The sequence below is a fragment of the Amycolatopsis sp. NPDC104587 genome (assembly GCF_055583645.1).
Genome location: NZ_JBVJNO010000004.1, coordinates 486,830 through 507,508, shown reverse-complemented (window position 1 = coordinate 507,508; position 20,679 = coordinate 486,830). Strand labels below are relative to the sequence as shown.

General features: G+C 72.7%; 12 protein-coding genes and 1 pseudogene. 11 read left to right on the top strand and 2 right to left on the bottom strand.

All coding sequences use genetic code 11. From position 1 onward, the window contains the following. The first annotated feature begins 46 nt into the window (after window positions 1–46). Window positions 47–466, top strand: a complete 420-nt coding sequence (locus ACZ61C_RS14285) for an SdpI family protein (RefSeq protein WP_465306561.1) — start codon at window positions 47–49, stop codon at window positions 464–466. On the opposite strand, the gene ACZ61C_RS14280 is transcribed toward ACZ61C_RS14285, so the two are convergent. Next, window positions 463–1,044, bottom strand: coding sequence for a YqgE/AlgH family protein (locus ACZ61C_RS14280; protein WP_465306559.1), 582 nt, complete (start codon window positions 1,042–1,044; stop codon window positions 463–465). The two genes, ACZ61C_RS14285 and ACZ61C_RS14280, sit on opposite strands and share 4 nt — an antisense overlap. A 199-nt stretch (window positions 1,045–1,243) precedes the next feature. Here ACZ61C_RS14280 and ACZ61C_RS14275 point away from each other — a divergent pair, with 199 nt between their 5' ends. The 10 genes and pseudogenes from ACZ61C_RS14275 to ACZ61C_RS14230 all read left to right on the top strand — a co-directional run bounded on the left by ACZ61C_RS14275 (window position 1,244) and on the right by ACZ61C_RS14230 (window position 19,839). Next, window positions 1,244–2,533 carry an MFS transporter gene (locus tag ACZ61C_RS14275; protein ID WP_465306557.1) on the top strand — a complete coding sequence of 430 codons (1,290 nt, stop codon included), beginning with the start codon at window positions 1,244–1,246 and terminating at the stop codon, window positions 2,531–2,533. Window positions 2,534–2,675: 142 nt separating this feature from the next. Continuing rightward, a complete protein-coding gene (locus tag ACZ61C_RS14270; protein ID WP_465306555.1) occupies window positions 2,676–3,215 on the top strand; it encodes a YbaB/EbfC family nucleoid-associated protein in 540 nt (179 codons plus the stop codon). After that, window positions 3,215–3,538, top strand: coding sequence for a WXG100 family type VII secretion target (locus tag ACZ61C_RS14265; RefSeq protein ID WP_465306553.1), 324 nt, complete (start codon window positions 3,215–3,217; stop codon window positions 3,536–3,538). The genes ACZ61C_RS14270 and ACZ61C_RS14265 overlap by 1 nt, the downstream gene beginning before the upstream one ends. 9 nt (window positions 3,539–3,547) lie before the next feature. Beyond that, window positions 3,548–3,979 (top strand): annotated as a pseudogene (locus tag ACZ61C_RS14260) (WXG100 family type VII secretion target); the annotation flags it as partial. A 2,547-nt stretch (window positions 3,980–6,526) separates the two neighbouring features. Continuing rightward, entirely contained in the window at window positions 6,527–10,789 is a 4,263-nt protein-coding gene (locus tag ACZ61C_RS14255; RefSeq protein WP_465307034.1) for a toxin glutamine deamidase domain-containing protein, read from the top strand. After that, a complete protein-coding gene (locus ACZ61C_RS14250) occupies window positions 10,786–11,223 on the top strand; it encodes a hypothetical protein (RefSeq protein ID WP_465306551.1) in 438 nt (145 codons plus the stop codon). Before ACZ61C_RS14255 ends, ACZ61C_RS14250 begins: the two co-directional genes overlap by 4 nt. Then, on the top strand, window positions 11,220–12,635 hold the full coding sequence (locus ACZ61C_RS14245; RefSeq protein ID WP_465306549.1) for a glycohydrolase toxin TNT-related protein: 1,416 nt from the start codon (window positions 11,220–11,222) through the stop codon (window positions 12,633–12,635). The genes ACZ61C_RS14250 and ACZ61C_RS14245 overlap by 4 nt, the downstream gene beginning before the upstream one ends. After that, window positions 12,636–14,879 (top strand): ADP-ribosylglycohydrolase family protein, encoded by a 2,244-nt coding sequence (locus ACZ61C_RS14240; protein WP_465306547.1) that lies wholly within the window; start codon window positions 12,636–12,638, stop codon window positions 14,877–14,879. A 16-nt stretch (window positions 14,880–14,895) separates the two neighbouring features. Continuing rightward, the gene (locus tag ACZ61C_RS14235; RefSeq protein ID WP_465306545.1) at window positions 14,896–17,892 is read left to right on the top strand and encodes an ADP-ribosylglycohydrolase family protein; all 2,997 of its coding nucleotides are present in this window, start codon (window positions 14,896–14,898) and stop codon (window positions 17,890–17,892) included. Window positions 17,893–17,928: 36 nt separating this feature from the next. Continuing rightward, entirely contained in the window at window positions 17,929–19,839 is a 1,911-nt protein-coding gene (locus ACZ61C_RS14230; RefSeq protein ID WP_465306543.1) for a TNT domain-containing protein, read from the top strand. Here the strand turns inward: ACZ61C_RS14230 and ACZ61C_RS14225 are convergent. Further along, on the bottom strand, window positions 19,826–20,677 hold the full coding sequence (locus tag ACZ61C_RS14225) for a class I SAM-dependent methyltransferase (RefSeq protein WP_465306541.1): 852 nt from the start codon (window positions 20,675–20,677) through the stop codon (window positions 19,826–19,828). The two genes, ACZ61C_RS14230 and ACZ61C_RS14225, sit on opposite strands and share 14 nt — an antisense overlap. Window positions 20,678–20,679: the final 2 nt, after the last annotated feature.

Below are 20,679 nucleotides of genomic sequence, written 5' to 3'. Positions count from 1 at the left end.
CAGGGTATCCGGCAGGTTGCCGGGACGTCACGCTTATCCTTGAGCCGTGTTCGCTATCGCGCTGGTTCCGGTCGTGCTGGGTCTGCTCGTCGGTTTTGGTGGGTTCCTCGGTTTCCGCGAGCGCTTGACGCGCGAAGGCGGCACCGGCGTGCGCACGCAGGCCGCGTTGCGCAGTGAAGAAGCGTTCAAGCTGGCCAACCGCGTCGCGGGGCTGCCGACCATGGCCGGCGGCGCGATCTCCGTGCTCACCGGGCTGGCCGGGCTCGCGATGCCGACGACCGCCGGGCTGGTTTCCGCCGCGGTCGCCGGGGTGCTCGCCATGCTCGTGCTGGTCATGGGCGGTGGGGTGCTCGGCAACCGGGCCGCGCTGACCGTGCCCGCGCCGGCTCCGGCGGCGCCCGCCGGCTGCAGCGGCTGCGCGTGCGGCGCCGGCGGCTGCGGGGTCTTCAAGAAAGAAGACGCCTAGTTCCGCTGCAGGTCACCCGGGTGGGTGGCCAGCAACGCGATCGGGACACCCTGGCGGCGCAGCACCTGGCTCCACAGGTCGCCGTTCGGCGAGGCCAGGATGTCGCTCGGCAGCGCGGGGACGATGACCCAGTCGTCCCGCTCGATCTCGCTCGCCAGCTGGCCCGAGTCCCAGCCCGCGTAGCCGGCGAAGACGCGTACGCCGCGCACCTTCGGCACGAGCACTTCCGGATCGGTGTCCAGGTCGACCAGCGCGACCGGCCCGCGGACCGCGATGACACCCGGCACGCTCGCCGCCGTCTCGCCGGTGCGCAGCGCGGCCAGGCACAGCGCCGTCTTCTTCTCCACCGGCCCGCCGACGAACACCGCCTGCGGCTCGGCGACGTGCCCGCCCCAGTTGGGCAGCACGTCGTGCACGGCGACGTCACTCGGCCGGTTGAGGACCACGCCGAGCGTGCCCTCGTCGCGGTGGTCGATGACGAACACGACGGTCCGCCGGAAGTTGGGGTCGACCATCGTGGGGGCGGCGACCAGGAGCGTTCCCGGTTCAACCTCGGCGTCCGCTGGCACGCGACCCATGATCTCACTCCTGGCCCGGTGAATTACTTCGGCTCGGGAACAATCGCCCCACCCGCCTCGTTTGAAACACTGGTCGGCGCACTCCGTGTCCCCCGGGCTCACTGAAGAACCGCCTTTGTGGAATACCGTCCGGCTGGAGCCACACTGCGCATAGCCGCCGAGAGGCGACCTCAGTGCGTCGACCACCTACTCTTGGCCTGTGACGACCAGCGCCGGTGTGGCGACGCGAAAAGGCCCCCGGGAGCTGCTCAAGGACCCGGACTTCCGCCGTCTTCTCTTCACCCGCTTCGCGGCGAGCTGGGGAGACGGCGTCTTCCGCGCCGGTCTCGCCGGCGCCGTGCTGTTCAACCCCGAGCGTGCCGCCGACCCGCTCGCGATCGCCGGCGGGTTCGCCGCACTGCTGCTGCCGTACTCGGTTGTCGGCCCCTTCGCGGGTGCGCTCCTCGATCGCTGGGACCGCCGGAAGGTCCTCATCTTCGCGAACCTGCTGCGGGGGCTCGCAATCGTTTGCGCGGCCGCCGCTGTCGGCTTCGGGTTCGGTGGCATCGGCCTGTTTTCGCTGGCCCTGGCCGCGGAGGGGATCAGCCGCTTCATCGGGTCCGGGCTCTCGGCGTCGCTGCCGCACGTCGTGGCGGAAGAGAGCGTCGTGACGGCCAACGCCTTCGCCACCACGCTCGGCTCGGTGGTCGCCGTCATCGGCGGCGGCTGCGCGATCGGCCTTCGCGCGCTTTTCGGCAGCAACGACGTCGGCTCGGCCGAGACCACGGCGTTCGCCGTTATCGGCGCCCTGGTCTCGGCGTTCCTCGCGCGCGGTTTCACGCGGGGTGTGCTCGGGCCCACGGTTGTCGACGAGCCGCCGAACCCCGTGCTGGCCGTCGCGCGCGGGCTGGCCGACGGCGCGAAGCACGCGTGGCGCGCGCCGAGCGTCACGGCCGGGTTCGTCGCGCTGTTCGCGCACCGGGCGTCGTTCGGGGTGTCGCTGCTGGTCACCGTGCTGCTGATGCGCAACTACTTCACCGACCACGGGCTCTTCCGCGCCGGCCTGCCCGGGCTCGGGCAGATGGCCGCGCTCGCCGGGGCCGGCCTGCTGCTGGCCGGGTTGCTGACCGCGCGGCTGATCCGGAAGTTCGGCCGGCTGCGCGCGGTGCTCGGTTCCCTGCTGCTCGCGGCGATCGCCCAGTCCGCGTTCGGCCTGCCGATGGTGCTGCCGCTCGCGCTGCTCGCGTCGTTCGTCATCACCGGCGCCGGGCAGGTGCTGAAGCTCTGTGTCGATTCGTCGATCCAGCTCGACGTCGCCGACGAAGCCCGCGGCCGGGTGTTCGCGCTGTACGACACGCTGTTCAACATCACGCAGGTGGCGGCGGTTTCGCTGGGCGCGCTGGTGGTGCCGGCCGACGGCCGCTCGCCGGGCCTGCTGATCGCCGCGACCGCCTGCTACCTCGTCGGCGGGGCCGGGTACCTGGTCGCCCGGCGGCGCACGATTCGCTGAGGCAAACCGCCGAACCGGTCACGGGCACTGCTCCATTGGCATTAGGGTGACGGCAAGTCATTAGTAGGTTCGAGGGACACCGGGGGCACCTGTGACCACCGCGGGCGACGACCGTGCACGGCTCGAAGCACGCAATGCCGCGATGAAGGACCAGATGGACACCCTGCTGGAGGACTTCGAGCGGCAGACCGCCCAGCTGCGGGACGCCCAGGCCGCGGCCGCCGAGACCAGTGCCCACGTGACGTCGCCCGACGGCCTGGTCCGCGCCACCATCGACGCCGGCGGCAGCCTCGCGAAGCTCGAGTTCGCGCCGAACGCGTTCGAGCGCACGACCCCCGCCCAGCTCGCGACCACCGTCCAGACGGTGGTGCGGCAGGGAACCCTGCAGGTCAAGCAGAAGATCGCGGACCTGATGGCGCCGATCACCGAAGGCCTGCCCGACCTCGCCGACCTCGTCGAGGGCGCGCCGTCGCTGGCCGGGCTGGTGCCGCCGATCCCGGAGTTCGTCGAGGAGCCGGTCGAGGCGCCGCGGCCGGAGTCGTTCGAGGACGGCGGGTCGATCATGCGCAACGAGCAGGCGCCGCCGCCGATGCCCGCCCCGAAGCCCGCGCCCAAGCGCGTCCGCCCGCCGCGTGACGAGGACGAGGAGCCACCGGCATCTTGGATGACGAGGGGCGACTGATGCCGGACGGGGGTTCCGGCTTCACCGCGGAACCGGACGCGGTGCTGCGCGCTTCGAACGGCCTGGTCACCGCCGCGGACGGCCTCGACAACGCGCTGAAGACGTTGCAGGGCGCCCTCGCCGCACAGGGCGAGTGCTGGGGCGGCGACGACTCCGGCAAGGAGTTCGCGAAGGACTACGTGCCCGGCTCGCAGGGCGCCGTCGAAGGGTTCACCAACCTCGTGCAGGGGTTGCGGGGGATGCAGCAGAACGTCGCGCAGTCGATGAAGGCGCTGTCGGGCGTCGACGAGGACGTGACGTCCCAGTTGAGCAAGGGGCAATGACGCGTGGGTATGGAGATGCCCGACGCGGTCAAGTGGCTGCTGCCGATCGTCGTCGGGGAAAGCTGGCCCGAGGGCGACGAAACCAAGCTGCGCTTGTTGAGGGACGCCTGGCACACGGCGTCGTCGGCGATCGCCCCGGCGTCGGAGACGGGCAACCAGGCCGCCAGCGGCATCCGCGACAACTGGACCGGTGACGGCGCCGACGCGTTCGTCGAGCAGTGGAAGAAGTTCGTCGAGGGCGACGAGGCGTACTTCAAGCAGCTCGCCGACGCGACGAAGGCCCTCGGGGATTCGTGCGACCAGACGGCCCTGGACGTCGAGTACACGAAGTACATGATCATCATCTCGCTGATCGTGCTGGCCGCCCAGATCGCGGCGATGATCGCGGCGGCGGCGGTGACGTTCGGCGGCTCGACGGCCGGCATCGCGCCGGCCCAGATCGCGACGCGGATGACCGTGCAGATGCTGTTCCGGCAGCTGCTCGAGAAGCTGGCGCAGCAGGGGTTCAAGCAGGTCGCGAAGGAGCTGCTGGAGAAGCTGCTCAAGCAGGGCCTGAAGAAGATCGGCATGGAGGTCCTCAAGAACGAGGCCATCAACCTGGGGATGGACGCGGGGATCCAGGGCCTGCAGATGGCGAAGGGGGACCGTCAGAGCTGGGACTGGTCGAAGACGTCCGACTCGGCGATCTCGGGCGCGGTCGGCGGAGTGGTCGGCGCGGGGAGCGGAGCGATCGGGCGCGGGGCGACCGAGGGGCTTTCGCACAGCGCCGGCGGTCAGATCGCGGACGCCGCCATGCGCGCGGGGGCTCGGGGGGCGGTCGAGGGGGTTGCGCAGACTGTCGGGCAGGCGGCGGTCACCGGGGATTTGGGGTCGCTGACCGCGGAGCAGCTGTTGACCGGGGCGTCGAGCGGGGCGGTCGGTGGGGCCGTTGATGGCGCCAAGGCGCAGATGCATTCGGTCCATGAGGCGAACATTCCGCGGGCGGGGTCGGATGGGGGCGGTGGTTCGGACTCGGGTTCTGGTTCGGACTCCGGCTCGGGGGATTCCGGCGACTCGGGTTCTCGCTCTGGTTCGGCGGATTCCGAGGAAACCGGGCGGGGCTCGGACTCTGGTTCGGGAGACTCCGGCAACTCGGACTCTCGCTCTGGTTCGGGGGATTCCGAGCAGGCGCGGCGGAGTTCGGACGAGGAGTCGGGGGCATCGTCGGAGCCCGAGTCGCGGCGGGAGCCGTCGCCGGAACCGGAGTCGCGGCAGTCGTCGGAGCCGGAGCCGGAGCCGTCTTCGGAACCCGAGTCACGCGGTGAAGAGCCGAGTCATGCTTCGGCGGACTCCGAGCCGGAGACCCGGCGGGAACCCGAGCGCGCGGAGCAGCAGTCCGCCGAGCCACGGGCGGCGGACCAGCCGACCCCGGAATCGTCCAGGGCAGACCAGGCTCCTGAGCGCGAATCCGTCGGGGCACGGCCCGCGGCAGACCAGCCGCCGGCGCCGGAATCGCCTAGCCCTCAGCACACGGCCGAGCCGCAGGGTCCGGAACGCCAGCCGGTCGACGCTCGGCCCGCGGCAGACCAGCCGCCTGCGCCACGGCCGAGCTCTGAGCAGCAAGCTGTCGCACAAGCGCCCCGCGCCGAAGGGGCACCGACAGGCGGCGGAATGCCGAGCAGCGGCGGCTACGGCATGGCTCCGCCGGCGTTCGGCCCGGAGCAGGGGCGGCAGAGTGGTGGGCGTCCGCAGGACATTGTCGGAGCGGCGGGCTTCACCGGCGGAACCCAGCCGTTCGCGGCGGAGGCGGGCCAGTTCCAGAACGGTCCGTCGGCACCGCAGACCCCACCGTCGGCCGGATTCACACCACCACCACCGCCGCCTCCTTCCGCGGGAATGCCGGGCACCGCCGGCGGGGCGGGACCGCGAGCACCCCAGCAGCCAATGCCTCCACGCGGAGGCCAGCCCCCGCACGACCCGCGCCGCATGCCCCCAGCAAGCGGCGGCGCGCAGCCCCAGACCGGCCGGCAGCCGTTCGCGCGGCCGGGCGAGCGTCGGCCCGCCACGAATGGCGGGCAACCTCCGGTGCATCCGAACGGTCAGCCCCCGTCACCGCAGAACGGCCAGCCGCCCCGACGCCCAGCCGGCCAGCCACCGGCACCCCAGGGCGGACAGTTCCCGGCGCGACCGGGCGGCCAGCCAATGGCGGGCGGCGGTCCGGTGCACCCCGCCACGGCACTTGGCGGGCCGTCGACACGGCCCGGTGGGCAACCGTCGGCACCACAAAGTGGACAACCGCCGGCCCGACCGGGCGAGCACCGACCCGGAGCGCAACCGCCGCAGGCCGGACAACCGCCGACTCGGCCCGGCGAACAGCGGCCGGGTGGGCAACCGCCGGTCGGACAGCGGCCCGGAGGGCAACAGCCGGCACCGCAGGCCGGGCAACCGCCGACTCGACCAGGCGAACAACGACCCGGCGGACAACCACCGGCACCGCAAGGCGGACAACCGCCGACTCGGCCGGGCGAACAGCGGCCCGGCGGGGAACCGCCGGCACCGCAGAACGGGCAACCACCTACTCGGCCAGGTGAACAACGACCCGGCGGACAGCCGTCGGCGCCGCAAGGCAGGTGGACGGGTGGGCCTCCGCCGATGGGGCACGGGGGGCCGCCGCAAGGTGGGATGGCGCCGCATGATCCGCGGCGGATGCCGTCGGGGCCGCCGCAAGGTGGGCCTCGGCCGCCGGTGCCTGGTGGGCAGCGGCCGGCTGGGTATCCGAGTCAGCCGCGTGGACCGCAGGGTCCCGGTGGGCGGCCGCCGATGCCGCCTCCGCCCGGGGGACGGCCGACGCACGATCCGCGGGTGGGGCCGGGTGGGCCGCCGCAGGTACCGCCGCCGCGGTTCGGGCCGGCGCAGGAAAACCTGCCGGGCCGGCCCTTTGACCAGCCGCGGCCGGTGGAGCGTGCGCCGGAACAGCCGGCGGTGCAGCGACCGTTCGAGCAGCCGCCCGTGGAACGGCCGGTCGCCGAGCAGCGGCCCGCGGCCGAGCACCAGCGACCTGACGAGCCAGCGCCCTCGAACGAGCGACAGCCGACGCATGAGCAGCCCGCCGAGGCGACGCCCGCGGGCGAAAAGCCGCTTGCCGAGCAAACGCCTGCGGCCGAGCACGAGCAGCCTGCCGAACAGACGCACGCTGCCGAGCCGACGTCCCAAGGACCCGACGAGCCGCTCAGCTACGGGCAGCCCGAGCACGACGCGCCTCACGAGCCCTACCTCACCGACGAGCACTTCCGCACCGATGACCCCGCTGGGGCTCGGCGGATCGAGGACACCTTCATGGACTCCGGGCGCCAGAGCCCCGAGACCGGCGAGTGGCGTCACGAGCAGGTCCGGCGCGAGGCGCTCGCCAAGCGCGACGACTTCCATCCCGGCATGTCAGACGACGGCGCGTTCGCCGTGCACGCCTACACGCGCCAGGAGATGGTCGGGCCGCTCAACCACGCTTTGCGGTTCGGGGGGCCTGAGCTCCGTGAGCTCGCTCCGCAGGCCGGGGCGCTTGTTTCCGGGCTCAACGAGCTGCCGCCGCATGTCGGGGTCGTCTCGCGGCGGATCGACTTCCACGGCGACCCTGCTCGGCTGCAGGCCTTCCTCGGGCGTTTCCACCAGGACGCGCACATCACCGAACCGTCGTTCCTCAGCTCGTCGAAGGTCGACGCGGAGCATCCGCGCAGCACCTTCGCCGGTGAGGTCGAGATGCGGATCCAGTCCAAGACCGGCCGGGACGTCGAGTCCATGGCCAGCATCGGGCACGAGCGTGAGGTCCTCTTCAAGGCCGGGTCGCAGTTCGAGATCACCGGTGTCGAGAAGGGTCCGGGGCATCCCGACAACCCGAACCGCAAGCCCGGCGAGCCGCAGTGGATCGTGCACGCCGAGGAGATCGCTCCCGGGGATCCGCGGCACCTCGGTGAGACCGATACACGCCAGGCCATCGAGGATCGGCGGGCTCAGGAGCGGGCCGACGAGGAGCGCTTCCAGCGTGAGGCCGACGCCGAGCTCGAGCAGTTCTACGCCGAGCATCCCCACCTCAAGCCGACCGGGGACATGGCCAAGCTGCTCGGCGCCGACCCCGATTCCCTGCCGCCCGAGCGGCCCGCGCCGGCCACCGGGGAGCCCGCGGGGGGCTGGTCCCAGCTCGCCGAGCCGCTCGCGCCCGGCGGGACGCCCGTGCTGCACGCCGGGTCCGTCGAGACGTCGCAGCAGCACGCTCGCCTCGTCCGGGACGCCGTTCCCGAACTGGGCGCCGTCAACACCCGCAACCACTACGGCCCCGGCGCCCTCGAGAACGGCTTCCGCACCAACGCCGCCGAGTCGATGGTCGCCTTCGAGCGGCGGATGAACGGGGAGGACGTCAGCGCCGCTCCCTCGACCGGGCGGAGCGTCAGCGAGCAGCTCGGCGGACCGTGGAACAGCCGCGACAGCCTTGCCGACGTCGCTCACGACCTGGGTGAACGTCCGGTCGGCGCGCGCTCGGCCGTCGCCTTCGAGCACGGCAACGGCGAGACGCAGCTGGTCGCCGGGGTCCACACCGAGCACGGTGTCGTTTTCGCCGATCCCGTCACCGGACGGCTCGCCGAGCTGCCGCCCGGCGCCACCCACATCCACGAGCTGCCCCTCGGCGGGGACACCACGCCGGCCATCACCGACCGGCTCAACCCGGCGCCCGAGCACGTCCGGCACGACGAGGGTTACCTCTTCGACGACGCGCACCGCGCCACCCCGGCCGAGCACGAGAGCATCCGCCGCGCGGTCGGTGACGGCGACATCTACCAGCAGATCCACGACCGCGCGCTCGCCCGCCGTGACGCCGCGGGCCTGCACCTGACCGACGAAGGCGCCGTCGCGGTCCACGGTTACACCCGCGGCGAGTACGCCTACGACGTCAACGAGGCCCTGCGCCGCGGCCCGGGCCACCCCGGCTTCGACCTCGCGCAGGAGAACACCCGCGCCATCACCGACGGCCTCAACCAGGTTCCGCGGACGTCCGGGGAGACCGTCCGCGGGTACGACGTCGGCGGGGACCCGCGGCTGGCCGAGCTCGTCGCCGGGCCCTACCGCCAGGGCGAGGTGGTCGTCGAGCCCGCGTTCTCCAGCGCCTCGATCAAGACCGGCGAGCTCTCGACGACGAAGTTCGGCGACGACGTCGAGCTGCACGTCCGCTCGGACAACCTCCGCGACATCTCGAAGCTCGCCGAGAACCCCGGCGAGCGCGAGTCGCTGTCGCCGCCCGGGACCCAGCTGCTGGTGCACGACAAGCGGCTGGTGATCACCCCCGAGGGCCGTCGCAAGTGGATCATCGAGGCCGAGGAGATCGGCCCCGGCCACCCGCGGTACCTCGACCCCGAGGCCGCGCAGCGCAAGATGGCGGAGCGGCGCGCCGAGAACGACCACAACGCGGCGGAGTTCGAGCGCCGCAAGCAGGAGTCGATCGCCGAGCGCCTCGGCGGGCTCGGCGAGCACCCCCAGCCGGAGCCGAAGTCCGTCAGCGACGTCCTCGACGGGCCGGCCGAGCCGCCGCTCGTGCCGGAACCGGCGCCGGACTACTCGGGCCTGGCCCGCGCGACGAACCCGCCCGCCGAACCGGCCATCCACGCCGGCGCGGCGACGCCGGCGGAGCGCGCGGCCTACGTCCAGGACCGCCACCCGCACCTGCGTGACGTCAACCCGGGCTTCCACGAGCCGGGCGCGCTGGAAAACGGCTTCGTCTCGAACTGCACCCGTGCCCCCGAGGCGTACTGGGACCGCCTGCACGGCGGGGACATGACGGCCGAGCCCGTCCTGCTCCACGAGATGGGCAGCCGCGGCACGCTCGAGCACATCGAGAGCCGGTTCGGCGAGACGTTCTCCGGCCGCGCGAGCTACGACGACGTCATCCGCGAGATGCGCGAGCGGCCGGTCGACCACCACGCCGTCGTCGCGGTGAAGTACGACGGCCCGGACGGTGTCGAGCACGGGCACGTCGCGATGGTCGTGCACACCCGGGACGGCGTCGCGTTCATCGACCCGCAGTCCGGTGACCTCATGCGCCTGCCGCACCCGCCGAAGGACATCCGGCTGCTGCACGTCGGGACGCCGGACACCGAGCACGTCCGGACCGAGCACGCCGAGACCGGCGGGACGCACGGCGGTTACGGCATGACCGAACCGGGCGCGGGCTTCCTCGGCCGTGAAGACCTGCAGGCCGCGCTCGCCCACCCGGACCTGGCGGACGCGCGTGTCGAGGCGAAGGACGCGCTCGGCCACGCCCACGACCTCGGCCCGCTGCGGGACTACCTCGATGCCCAGCTGCCGCGGCACCCCGAGCTGGTCCGGCTGCTCGGCGACGAGGCCAACGCCTACATCGCCGACTCGCTGGCGAAGCGGCCGCTCGCGCTGGGCAACCTGCTCGCGCACGACGAAGCCGTGCGGATCTTCCAGGACTCCCTGCACGACGTCGAGGCGCAGCGCGAGCACGGCACCGTGCCGGAGGCGATCCCCGACGAGCCCCAGCGCCTGGACCTGGGCGAAACCGAGCTGCGGCTCTCCGCGGAGGCGACCGCGGACAACGACCGGTACGAGGACGCCGACCGCCGTCAGCCGCACTACCCGGCGGAGCACCTGGGCAACCGGGCGGAGTTCGAGCGGTACCTCGACCACGTCTACACGCGCGCCGAGGTCGCGATGCGGAAGCTGCGCGAGGTCGTGCCGGACATCGCGGCCGAGACCGAAGGCGAGCCCGACCTGCGCAAGACGCTCAAGGGCCGCGGCCGGGCCGAGGACAAGATCGAGTCGAACTACGGCGGTGACCCGTCGCGGCTGACCGACATCGCCGGCGGCATCGTCCGGTTCGAGAAGATCGAGATGCTCTACGCCGCGCTGGAGAAGATCCGCGCGCGCGACGACATCGAGATCGTCGAGTTCGAGGACCGGTTCGTGAAACCCCAGCCCGCCGGGTACAGCGACCTGCAGATGAAGGTCCGGATCGACGGGCACGTCGCCGAGTTCCGGCTGCACCTCAAGGCCGTCGACGCGGTGTCGGCCTACGACCACTCGCTCTACGAGGTGCGCCGGGACATCAAGGCGCGCGCCGTCGACGAGGGCCCCGGCCCGGACCCGGTGACGAACAAGAAGCGGGCCAGGCCGTACACCCCCGAGGAGCAAGCCCTGATCAACGCCCTGCTGAAGCGGGAGCGGGAGAAGTTCTGGGAAGCGCTGAACAAGAGGCCGGAGTCATGACGATCGAGACGCCGGCGTACTTCCGGCACCACGACAGCCCGTACCGGCTGGACACCACGGCGGACGGCGAGCTGACCGGGCACATCCTGGACTGGCGGACCGGGCGGTTCGTCGAGGACAACCTCAAGATCGACGACGTCCTGTTCGCGCGCGAGGGGGACATCGGCCCGCTGACCGAGCAGCAGTTCGTCGTCCGGACCGAAGACCTGCGCCGTGAATACCTGCGCGGCGGCGGAGCGCTTTTCGCGCTCTACGACACGATCTCCGCCCTGCACTCGGTGGCCCGGGAAGAGGGCCGGCCGCTGAGCCGCGAGGAGGCCGCGCTCAAGGTTTCGCTGTACCGGCGGACCTTCAAGATGTGGGAGGACGAGTTCGCCCGCCGCGACGCCGGCGAAGCCCCGACCTTCAGCTACACCTCGACGTTGGCGCGATGATTCACGTGGAACAACGACTTTCGCCCGAAGAGCAGCGCACCCTCCTGGTGCAGCTGGGAAAGCTCGTCCGCGAGCACCGGACCGACCCGACCGGGCCCGCCGCCGTCGACTTCCGGCAGGTCGGCGGGCACAGCGAGCTCGACGGCCACAACGCGACGACGTCCGCCGCGATCGCCGAGCTGTTCACCGAGCTGCGCAAGGGGATGTACGCCGAGGGCCGCGGCACCTGGCTGCAGGCGCGGTTCACGCTCACCCCGGACGGCACCTTCGACTTCGACTTCGCGCTCGACGACGATCCGGTGTGGACGGACTCGCCGCCGTCGGCCGCCTACCCGGCGGAGATCGCCGAGTTCCCGCGCGCCGAGGACCACGTCCCGGACTGGTGGCGGCTGCGCGCGCAGCTGCCGCTCGGGGTGGTGTTCCGGCACGCCGAGCCCGGCGGCCCGGACGTCGAACGGCCGCCGCTGACCGACACCGAGGCGCCGCTCGTGCTGCAGTACCTCGAGCGCGAGGCCGTCGTGCACGAAGACGGCGATGAGCGCTTCCACACCGACGGCGCCTGGATCTGGCCGTCGACAGTGGCCGACCAGCTGGCCGAGCAGGGCATCCCGCCCGAACCGGACCTCGTCGCGCACATCCGCCGGCACCACTTCCAGCCGCCGTACGTCGAGCCGCTGGTCCGCCGGACCGCCGAGGCCGACCTGCTGGGCCAGCCGCGGCCGAAGCCGAGCCGCGCCGACGTCAAGAAGACCAGCGGTGACGTCGTCGCGGAGCTGGAGACCACACCGGACCCGCGGCTCGGCGACGAAGAGCTGCTGATCGTCCTGGTCCAGCGGCTCGGCGAGCACGGCGTCTGGCCGGAGGCCTACCGCGTCGGCGACCGCACGGACGGCACCTGGTGCCTCAACTTCACACCCGACGGCTGGGAGGTCGCCGCCCACGCCGGCGGCAAGCCTCGCGAGCCGAAGTACTTCGAGCGCCTCGAAGACGCCGCCCAGCAGCTGCTCGGCGCGTTGCTGCTGCACCCCGCCCGGATGACCGCCGGCCACGAAACGCCCTTGGAAACCGCCAAGGAGCTCGACGACTGGCCGGTCCACCCGGCGCCGGGTGAGCCTCCCCTCACCCTGCTCCGCAACAAGCGCATCACCCGGCTGGTGGCAGGTACGGTCGTCCTGCGCTTCGGCGAGGAACCCGGCAACCTCGTCCACCACGGGGAGGTACGGTTCGCCACGACGTCGCTGCCGCTGGAACGCGAGCGGGAACGGCGGAGCTACCGGCTGAGACGCCCGCTGCACGTGATCACCGGCATCACGGTCCCGTGGGCGAACCTGCCCGGTGGTGCGGTGGCCTTCGTGCTGCCGAAGACGATCGCCGAGCACGAGTCCGACGGAAGCCTGGAGAGGATCGAGTAGGTGGAAGCGGCGGAAGCGATTGCCAAGGTCGGCCAGTGGCTGCGCGCGGTGCACGGTCCGGACGTCTCCGGTCCCGCCGGGCTCCGGGTGGACACCGAGAAGGTGCTGCGCATCCCCGAGGGCTGGTCGGTGCCCTACAACACCATCGCGTTCCTCGACGAGGGACGGCCGGAGAAGGAGATCTTCCCGCCGCCGTCGGTCGTCGTCCGCGAGCCGGACGGTGAGCTGCGGCAGGCGCACCCGCACCCCGGTGGCCTGTCGGTGCCGGTGGCGTTCCCCGGCCAGGAGAACTGGCGCGAGGTCGTCGACCCCGAGTACGTGAAGGCCGGGCTCGGTGAGCTGGGCGTGCCGCTGCAGGCCGTCGCGGGCTGGGTGAAGGTCGACGCCGAGGGCAACCAGACCGGCGAAGAACGCGAGAACCCCGAGTACAAGGCCGGGCCGATCCGCCGCGGTTACCCGAAGCCCGAGAACACGCTCGAGACGCTGCTGTCGTTCGCCAGCGTCGGCTGGCTGACGCGGGAGCTGCTGCTCATCGGGCTGATCCGGTGCGAGGTGTTCATCCCGCTCGACCTGGAGACCGGCAAGACCGACCGGTTCTACTTCGCCGAGGAGCGCAACGAGCTCAAGGTGTTCAGCTCGACCCGGCACCTGCCCTCGCGCGAGCACGGCTGGTGGAAGGTCGACGTCGCGACGCTGGCCGAGTTCGAGCACCCGCCGAACCTGGTGATCAACGGCGGCCCGACGACCATCGAGGACGTCTCCAGCGGTGAGCTCGCCGAGATCGTCAAGCGGTTCCCGCGGCACGAGCCGCGCATCGACGTGCACGGCCGCTGCCCGGAGGCCGAGGAGGACCTGATCCGCGTCGCCGCCGACACCGCGTCGCGGATGGGGCTGCCGGACCCGGTCAAGCCGCCGCTCCTGGCGGCCGAGAAGGCCCGGCGGCGCGGCTACGAGCTGACCGCCGAGGAGTGCGCGAAGACCGTGCTCGGCGAGTCCTGGCTCAAGCGGATGGACATGCCGGAGCCGCCGCGCAGCAAGCCCAACGACCTGCGCGCGAACGGCCTCGCGCCGACGTACGACAACGCCGGGCGCGCGGTGCCGCGCCTGGACACGTTCGGCAAGTACTTCGAGCGGGACCTCGACGGGTTCCGCTACGGCTGGCAGCGCGTCACGGGCGCGTACGTCGGCTTCGCCCTCGGCGAAGCGCTCGGCGCCGCGGTCGACCGGATGCCGCTCCACGACATCCACGCGAAGTGGGGCATCGAGGGCGTCACCGACCTGATCCCGGCGTTCGACCAGCCGGGCCGGATCGGCTCGCTGACGCAGCGGCTGCTGTTCTACACCGAGGCCGTCATCCGCAGCCCGCACCGCGAACAGCCGGAGTCGCGTGAAGCCGAGCAGCTCTTCCCCGACGTCGTCCGCGGGTCGTTGCAGCGCTGGCTGCGCACCCAGGGCGCACCGCTCGACGACCCGGACGGCTGGCTCGTGCAGGTCACGGACCTGCACGCCCGGCGGGACGCCGACGACGCCGAGCTCAACGCCTACCACCAGCTCGCGACCGGCGCCGCGGGCGCGGTGACGATGGCCGGCCCGGCCGCGCTGATCCCGGCGCTGCCCGCCGCCCTGACCATGGCCGGGCCCGGCAGCGGCTTCAGCGGCGGCGCGCGCCAGGCCGCGCGCGACCTCGCCGGCGTCACCCACCCCGGCGAGGCTGACCTGGCCGCCACGACCTACCTGACCTGGCTGTTCGAGCACGCGCTGACCAAGGAGGCGTTCAGCTTCCCGATCTGGAACCTCAGCCGCGAGGTGCTCAACCCGGACAACCAGTACCAGCAGGGTCCGGAGTGGACGGCGATCAAGGACATGGTCGCCGAGTCCGTGCCGTTCTTCGGCGAGCACGGGCTGCCCGACCTGCGGATGCCCGAGCTGATCGGCGACGGCAAGACGACGCTCTCGGTGCTCGGACGCGCTTTCGCCGCGTTGTCCGGCTTCGAGAACTACCCGGAGCAGGCGCTGCTTCGCGCCGTCAACCACTCCGGCCGCAGCGCGCTCACCGGCGCGCTGGCCGGGGCCCTGCTCGGCGCGCGCACCGGCATCCCCGGGCTGCCGCAGAAGTGGGTCGACCAGCTGGAGCTGCGGCACCTGGTGGAGAACGTCGCTTCGGACGCCTACTGGCACTTCGACCGGCATTCGGCGTTGAGCGCGCTGGGTGACCAGTGGATCGAGCGGTACCCGCGGCATTAGCCCGAGGATGGGGAGAATGACAGAAGAGGAAGCCGTCGCGCGGGTGCGGGAGTGGTTCCGCAGCCGGCCCGACGGCGACCAGCTGCGGATCCGGCACACCGCGCGCCGTCCGGACGGCTGGAGCTTCACGGTCAACACGGCCGGTTACCTCGACGGCACCGACGTCGGCTCGGGGCTGTTCCCCAGCCCGGTGGCCGTCGTGCCGGACGACGGCGGCGAGATCACGCTCGACCTGGCCGCGATGGCCGGCCCGCGGCCGGACGTCGACCCGGAGTTCGACGAGAAGGCGTTTCCGCGGCTGGACGTCCCGGTGCGCGCGATCCGGACCGGCGGGCAGTACACGCCGGGGCCGGTCTGGCGGGGATTCCCGGTGCCGGTGACCGACGTCGAGAAGCTCCTCAACTACCTGGGCGCGAACTGGATCAGCCGCGCCGACTTCGTGCGCGCGCTCCTGGACTGCGAAGTCCTCGTGCCGACCCCGGACGGCGAGCCCCTGGTCCGGCCGGTTCCCGGCACGAGCAGCCACGAGGTCATCGCCTACAGCTCGTCGGCGAAGGTGCCCGGGCGCTACCCGCGCCGGTGGCGGATCGGCGTCCGCGAGCTGTTGCGCGACCGGCTGGGGACCGGGCTGACCTTGGATCCCGGCACCGGGCTGGTCCGCAGCCTCACCGCGGCCGAGCTGGCCGACCTCGGGGACGGCGAGCCGCACCCGAAGGTCGAGGAGCCCGCGCCCGAAGCCGGCCCGGAGGTCGCCGAGGCGCTGCCCGCGCTGGTCGCCGAGTTCGGCGTCGAGCCGCCCGACCTGCTGGAACGGCACCTGCGGTACGCGGCCGACCACGCCCGCGACTACCACTTCGAGCTGACCCCGGAGGAGTGCGTCCGGTACCTGCGCGGGTTCGCCTGGCAGTACCGCAACGGCGTCCGGCGCCGGGCCGGCCAGGAGCCGGAATGGCCCGCCGACCTGGGCGCCGACGGCCTGCTCGCGCACGTGGACGAAGACGCTCGCCCGCGTCCGGTGCCGTGGACGTTCGGGAAGTTCTCCGCCTACGGCACCCTCGCCGCGCGCTTCGCGTGGCACCGGATCGTCGGCGCGTACGTCGGCTTCGCGATCGGTGACGCGCTGGGCGGCGGCGCCGACCCCGCCGGGCCGCTGCCGCTGGGCGGGCTGACGCGGCACCTGCTGCTCCACACCGACGTCGTGCTGCGCGGCCTCCCACCGGTCCCGGACGGCGTGGTGCCGCCGCTGCCCGAGCCGGACCCGGTCGGCTGGCTCGCCGTCGCGACCCGGCACGCGGGCCCCGCGCCGACCGGCGCCTCCGCGTTGCTGGCCACGGCGCTGGCCGCGACGCCGGCGGGTGCGGTCGCCCTCGCGGACGTCGACGGTGAGCAGTACGCGAAGGATGTCGCCCGTGCACTGACCGGCGGTGACGCCGAAGGCGTCGAGCTGCTGGTAGCGCTGTTCCAGGCCGTGCTGACCCGGGACGCGTTCGCACTGCCGGTGCACCTGAGGCTGCAGGAGATCGGCGGGGAGCTCGCGACGTCCGTGCTGGAGCTGCGCGAAGACCGCGAAGCCGACGACGTCGAGCAGCTGGAAAGCATCGGTGACGGCGAGAGCGTGCGGTCTGTGCTCGGCCGGGCGTTGTTCGCCGCGGCCAAGCGCGGTTACGACCCGCACGCGGCGATCACGCTCGCCGCGCGGTCCGGCCCGGTCGCGGGCGCGGTCGCCGGAGCGCTCGTCGGCGCGCGGCTCGGCGTGCCGGGCCTGCCCGCCGCGTGGGTCGCGGCGCTGCCCGACCTCGGCCTGCTCGACGACGTCGCGAGCGACGTCTTCTGGTACTTCAACCGCAACGGCCTCCAGACGGAGACCGCGGAGCACGCACGCTGGGAGCGCCGGTACCCGAGCGGCCGGTTCACCCCGAAACCGAAGGGACCGGGCTTGCGATCACGTCTCCGGGGCAGCCTGCTGGCCGGCGCGATCGGCGACGCGCTGGGCGCGAAGACGGAGTTCGACTCGATCGACCGGATCCGCGAAATCGCGGGCCCGGCGGGCATCACCGACTTCATCCCCGCGTACGGCGGCGTCGGCCGGATCACCGACGACACGCAGATGACGCTCTTCACGCTCGAAGCGCTGATCAGGGCACACGCGCAGCAGCGGCGGACCGGTTCGGCCGACGTCGTGCACTCGCTGCAGCTGGCCTACCAGCGCTGGCTGCACACGCAGGGCGTCGCGTGGGACCGGGCGCGCGGGCCGCAGTCCCACGTCGAAGCGCCGGACGGCTGGCTGGTCACCCACCAGGACCTGTTCAGCCGCCGCGCGCCGGGCCTGACCTGCTTCGGCGAGCTCGAGGCGTACGGCCGCTCGGGCGTCCGGGGCACCATCGAACGTCCGGTGAACAACTCGAAGGGCTGCGGCGGCGTGATGCGCGCGGCCCCGGTCGCGCTGTGGTCCGTCGACCTCGCCGAGGTGTTCCGGCTCGGCGCCGAAAGCGCGGCGCTGACCCACGGTCACCCGAGCGGGTATTTGTCCTCGGGCTGCTTCGCCGTGCTCGTCCACGGGCTGCTGCACGGGAAACCGCTGCTCGACGCCCTCGCGGCCGCGCGGGACGAGCTCGTGAAGCACCCGGGGCACGAAGAGCAGAGCGCGGCGCTCGACGCGGCTCTGGCGCTGGCGGAGCAAGGGCCGCCGACACCGGAGAAGCTCGAGTCACTCGGCCAGGGCAACGTCGGCGAGACGGCGTTGTCGATGTCCGTGTACGTCGCGCTGACCACCAAGGACGCCGACACAGCGTTGCTCGCGGCGGTCAACCACAGCGGGGACAGCGACTCGACCGGCTCGGTCTGCGGCAACCTCGTCGGCGCGATGTACGGCGAGGAAGCGCTGCGGGCCGGCTGGCTCGAGCAGCTGGAGCTCCGCGATGTCATCGTCGGCCTGGCGGACGACGCGCTCACCGAGTTCGGCCCGGATGCGCCGGGTGATGACCGGTGGTTCGCTCGGTACCCGGTCGACTAAGTTTCTGGGGTCACTGGGGTCAGGGGAGGACAAAACGTGCGTTACCGGGTAGAGGTGGCCGAACGCCCGGACGGCCTGTACGCGACGTGGGGCGAGGGGACGTTCCGCGCTCAGCGTTCGACGACGGACGGCACCGTGCTGCTTTCGGTGCTGCCGGAGGAAGAGGCGCCGGAGGGCTTCGACAAGGAGCACGACGGGCGTCCCGCGCGAGTGGTGCCGGCGAGCGAAGTGCCGGCGACGTTCACACTGCGCACCTTCGGCGAGTACGACGACGAGGTCTTCGAGGTCGCGCCGGGCACGCGACCCGAGCTGACCCTGCGCTGGATCCACGACGACGCCGCGCGCGCCGCGCAGCTGGGCCTGACCGACTTCTCGGTCACGGTGCCGGCGAAGCAGGTCACGGCGTTGTGGCAGACGAGGCTGGACTTCACCGACGCGCCGGAGGCACGGCCGCAGCCGGGCGCCGGTGACCAGAACGCGCTGCTGCGCGCGATCGGGCGGACGCTGCTGCACACGGTGCCGGGCGGCTGGGCTCGCGTCGGCGCGCAGTTCCGGCAGGTCGGGGACTACTCGGAGATCGAGCTCCGTGCGGTCGGCGACGAGGACGGGCCGGTTTCGGTGTCCCTGCCGGCGGTGCCGCGGCTCGGCGGGCTCTTCACGCGCCTGCGTGCCGCGATGTACCAGGCGGAGGCGGGCACCTGGTTCCAGGGCACGTTCACGCTCGACTCGGCGTCGCAGTTCGACTTCGACTTCGACGCCGACCGCGAGCCGGACTGGCGGGTGCCGCCCAACGACGGCGGCCGCCCGTCGACCGCCGCCTACGAGCTGGAGCTGGCGAACTTCCCGCGCTCGTCGAAGCACATGCCGGCCTGGCTGACCGCCAAGGCCGGGCTGCCGCTGGACGTCGTCTTCCGGCAGGCGCGGGCCGCCGACTCGCACACCGAGGGCGAGCGCCCGGTGGTCAACCGGCCGCCGGTGCCGCCGGACCAGGTCCGCGGGGTGCTCGACTACCTGTTCCGGGCGCCGGTCGCGCTGCACCGGCCCGCCCCGCTGCCGGACATCTTCGGCGCGCCGGGCGCGAAGCCGGACGTGCCGAACGCGTTCCACACCGACGGCACCTGGATCTGGCCCGCCGCCGTGCCGCACTACCTGCGCAAGTACGGGGTGCCGCCGGAGCCGGAGCTGGTCGAGCACATCCGGGCGGCCGGGTTCCGCCCGCCGTTCGTCGGGGAGCTCGTCCGCGCGACGGCCGAGGCGGAGATCCTGGGCCAGCCGCGGCCGGCGCAGACGTCCGCCGACCTGCCCGACGAGAGCGCGCTCTCCCGCGTCGCGCGCGGCGAAAACGTGCGGACGCTGCGAGGCGCGGAGACGCTGGAGCTGCTCCAGCAGCGGCTGGCCGAGCACGGCGTGCCGCCCGCGACCTACCGGATCGGCGCCGGCGAGGTTCCGGCCGAAGACGTCTGGACGCTGCGCCGCGCCGAGAACGGCTGGGAGGTCTCGAGGCCGCCGGCCGACGAGCCGGTGGCGTTCGGCTCGCTCGCCGACGCGGCCCGCTTCCTGCTCGGCGTGCTGCTGATGCTGCCGCCGCCGCCACCGTCGGAGGAGTCCGACCAGCCCACCGACTGGCCGATCCTGCCGATGCGCGGCGAGCCGCCGTTGAACTTCTACCGCGGCAAGCGCCTGGTCGTGCTCGCGCCGGGCACGACGGTCGTCCGGTTCGGCAACGAGACCGGCAACCTGGTGCACGCGGACGGGACGCGGTTCGCCGAGACGTCGCTGGCGTTCGAACGCGAACGGGAGAAGCGGCTCTACCGGGTGCAGCGCGCGCTGCGGGTGCTGACCGGCGTGACGGCGCCGTGGACCACGATGCCGGGCGGCGGAGTGGCGTACCTGCTGCCGCGGCCGCTCGCCCAGCACCTCGAGACGGGCTCGCTCAGCAGGCAGTGATGAGGACGGCGGGTGACCACCAGTAGTCGGCGAGCGGTGCGACGTCGACCTCGGTGAAGCCCGCCGTCTCCAGCTGCTCGGCCCAGCCGCTCGCCGGCTGCTCCCAGTTCGTCCGCTCGTGGCCGTCGACGATCCCGAGCAGCACCGGCAGCAGGAAGCCCTGCGCGACGAGCGACGCGTCTTCGCCGTACTCGGCGACTCCGCGCTCGTAGCGCTCGACGAGGGAGCAAAGGTGCTCCGGCGACCCTTCGACGTACTCCGGGATGTCGAACTCGGCGATCACCAGAGTCCCCGTGCGCAGCTGAAGCGCGCGAAGCACCTCCGCGCGCTGCTCCGGCTCGATGGACTGCAACGCGAACGTCGACTGGACGAAGTCCCAGCCGAGGTCGTCACGGGCCAGGAACTCCTGCGCGGTCGACTGCCAGCACTGCGCCGACGGCACCCGTTCGTGGACACCTTCGAGCAGCGCCGCCGACGGTTCGACCAGGTCGATCCGCGCGGGCATGTGCGTGGCCTGCTCGAGCGCGGGCACCACGGCCAGGCCGTCTCCGCAGCCCAGGTCGAGCAGGGACTCCGGCTTCGCCTCGTCGTAACGGGCGGCGAGCGCGGCGCTCAGCGCCCGGTACAGCCCGACGTTGCCACCGCCGCGGATGAACGCCGTGAACGCGCTCGGCTGGTCGTACACCGAAGCCGTGGCGTCTCCGGCGAGGTAGGTGTGGAGTTCGTCGGCCAGGGAGGAGCCGGCGCGGCCGGCCCGCACGGCGAAGTCGGCGGCCTGGGCGCGGTCACCGGCGCGGTGGGCGGCGAGGGCGTCGGCGAGCAGCTCGATCGAGGTCATGC

Excerpts from the sequence above, each read along its gene's own strand:
- ACZ61C_RS14280 (WP_465306559.1), bottom strand. The coding sequence starts at position 1,044 with ATGGGTCGCGTGCCAGCGGACGCCGAGGTTGAACCGGGAACGCTCCTG.
- ACZ61C_RS14270 (WP_465306555.1), top strand. The coding sequence starts at position 2,676 with ATGAAGGACCAGATGGACACCCTGCTGGAGGACTTCGAGCGGCAGACC.
- ACZ61C_RS14265 (WP_465306553.1), top strand. The coding sequence starts at position 3,215 with ATGCCGGACGGGGGTTCCGGCTTCACCGCGGAACCGGACGCGGTGCTG.
- ACZ61C_RS14250 (WP_465306551.1), top strand. The coding sequence starts at position 10,786 with ATGACGATCGAGACGCCGGCGTACTTCCGGCACCACGACAGCCCGTAC.
- ACZ61C_RS14245 (WP_465306549.1), top strand. The coding sequence starts at position 11,220 with ATGATTCACGTGGAACAACGACTTTCGCCCGAAGAGCAGCGCACCCTC.
- ACZ61C_RS14235 (WP_465306545.1), top strand. The coding sequence starts at position 14,896 with ATGACAGAAGAGGAAGCCGTCGCGCGGGTGCGGGAGTGGTTCCGCAGC.
- ACZ61C_RS14225 (WP_465306541.1), bottom strand. The coding sequence starts at position 20,677 with ATGACCTCGATCGAGCTGCTCGCCGACGCCCTCGCCGCCCACCGCGCC.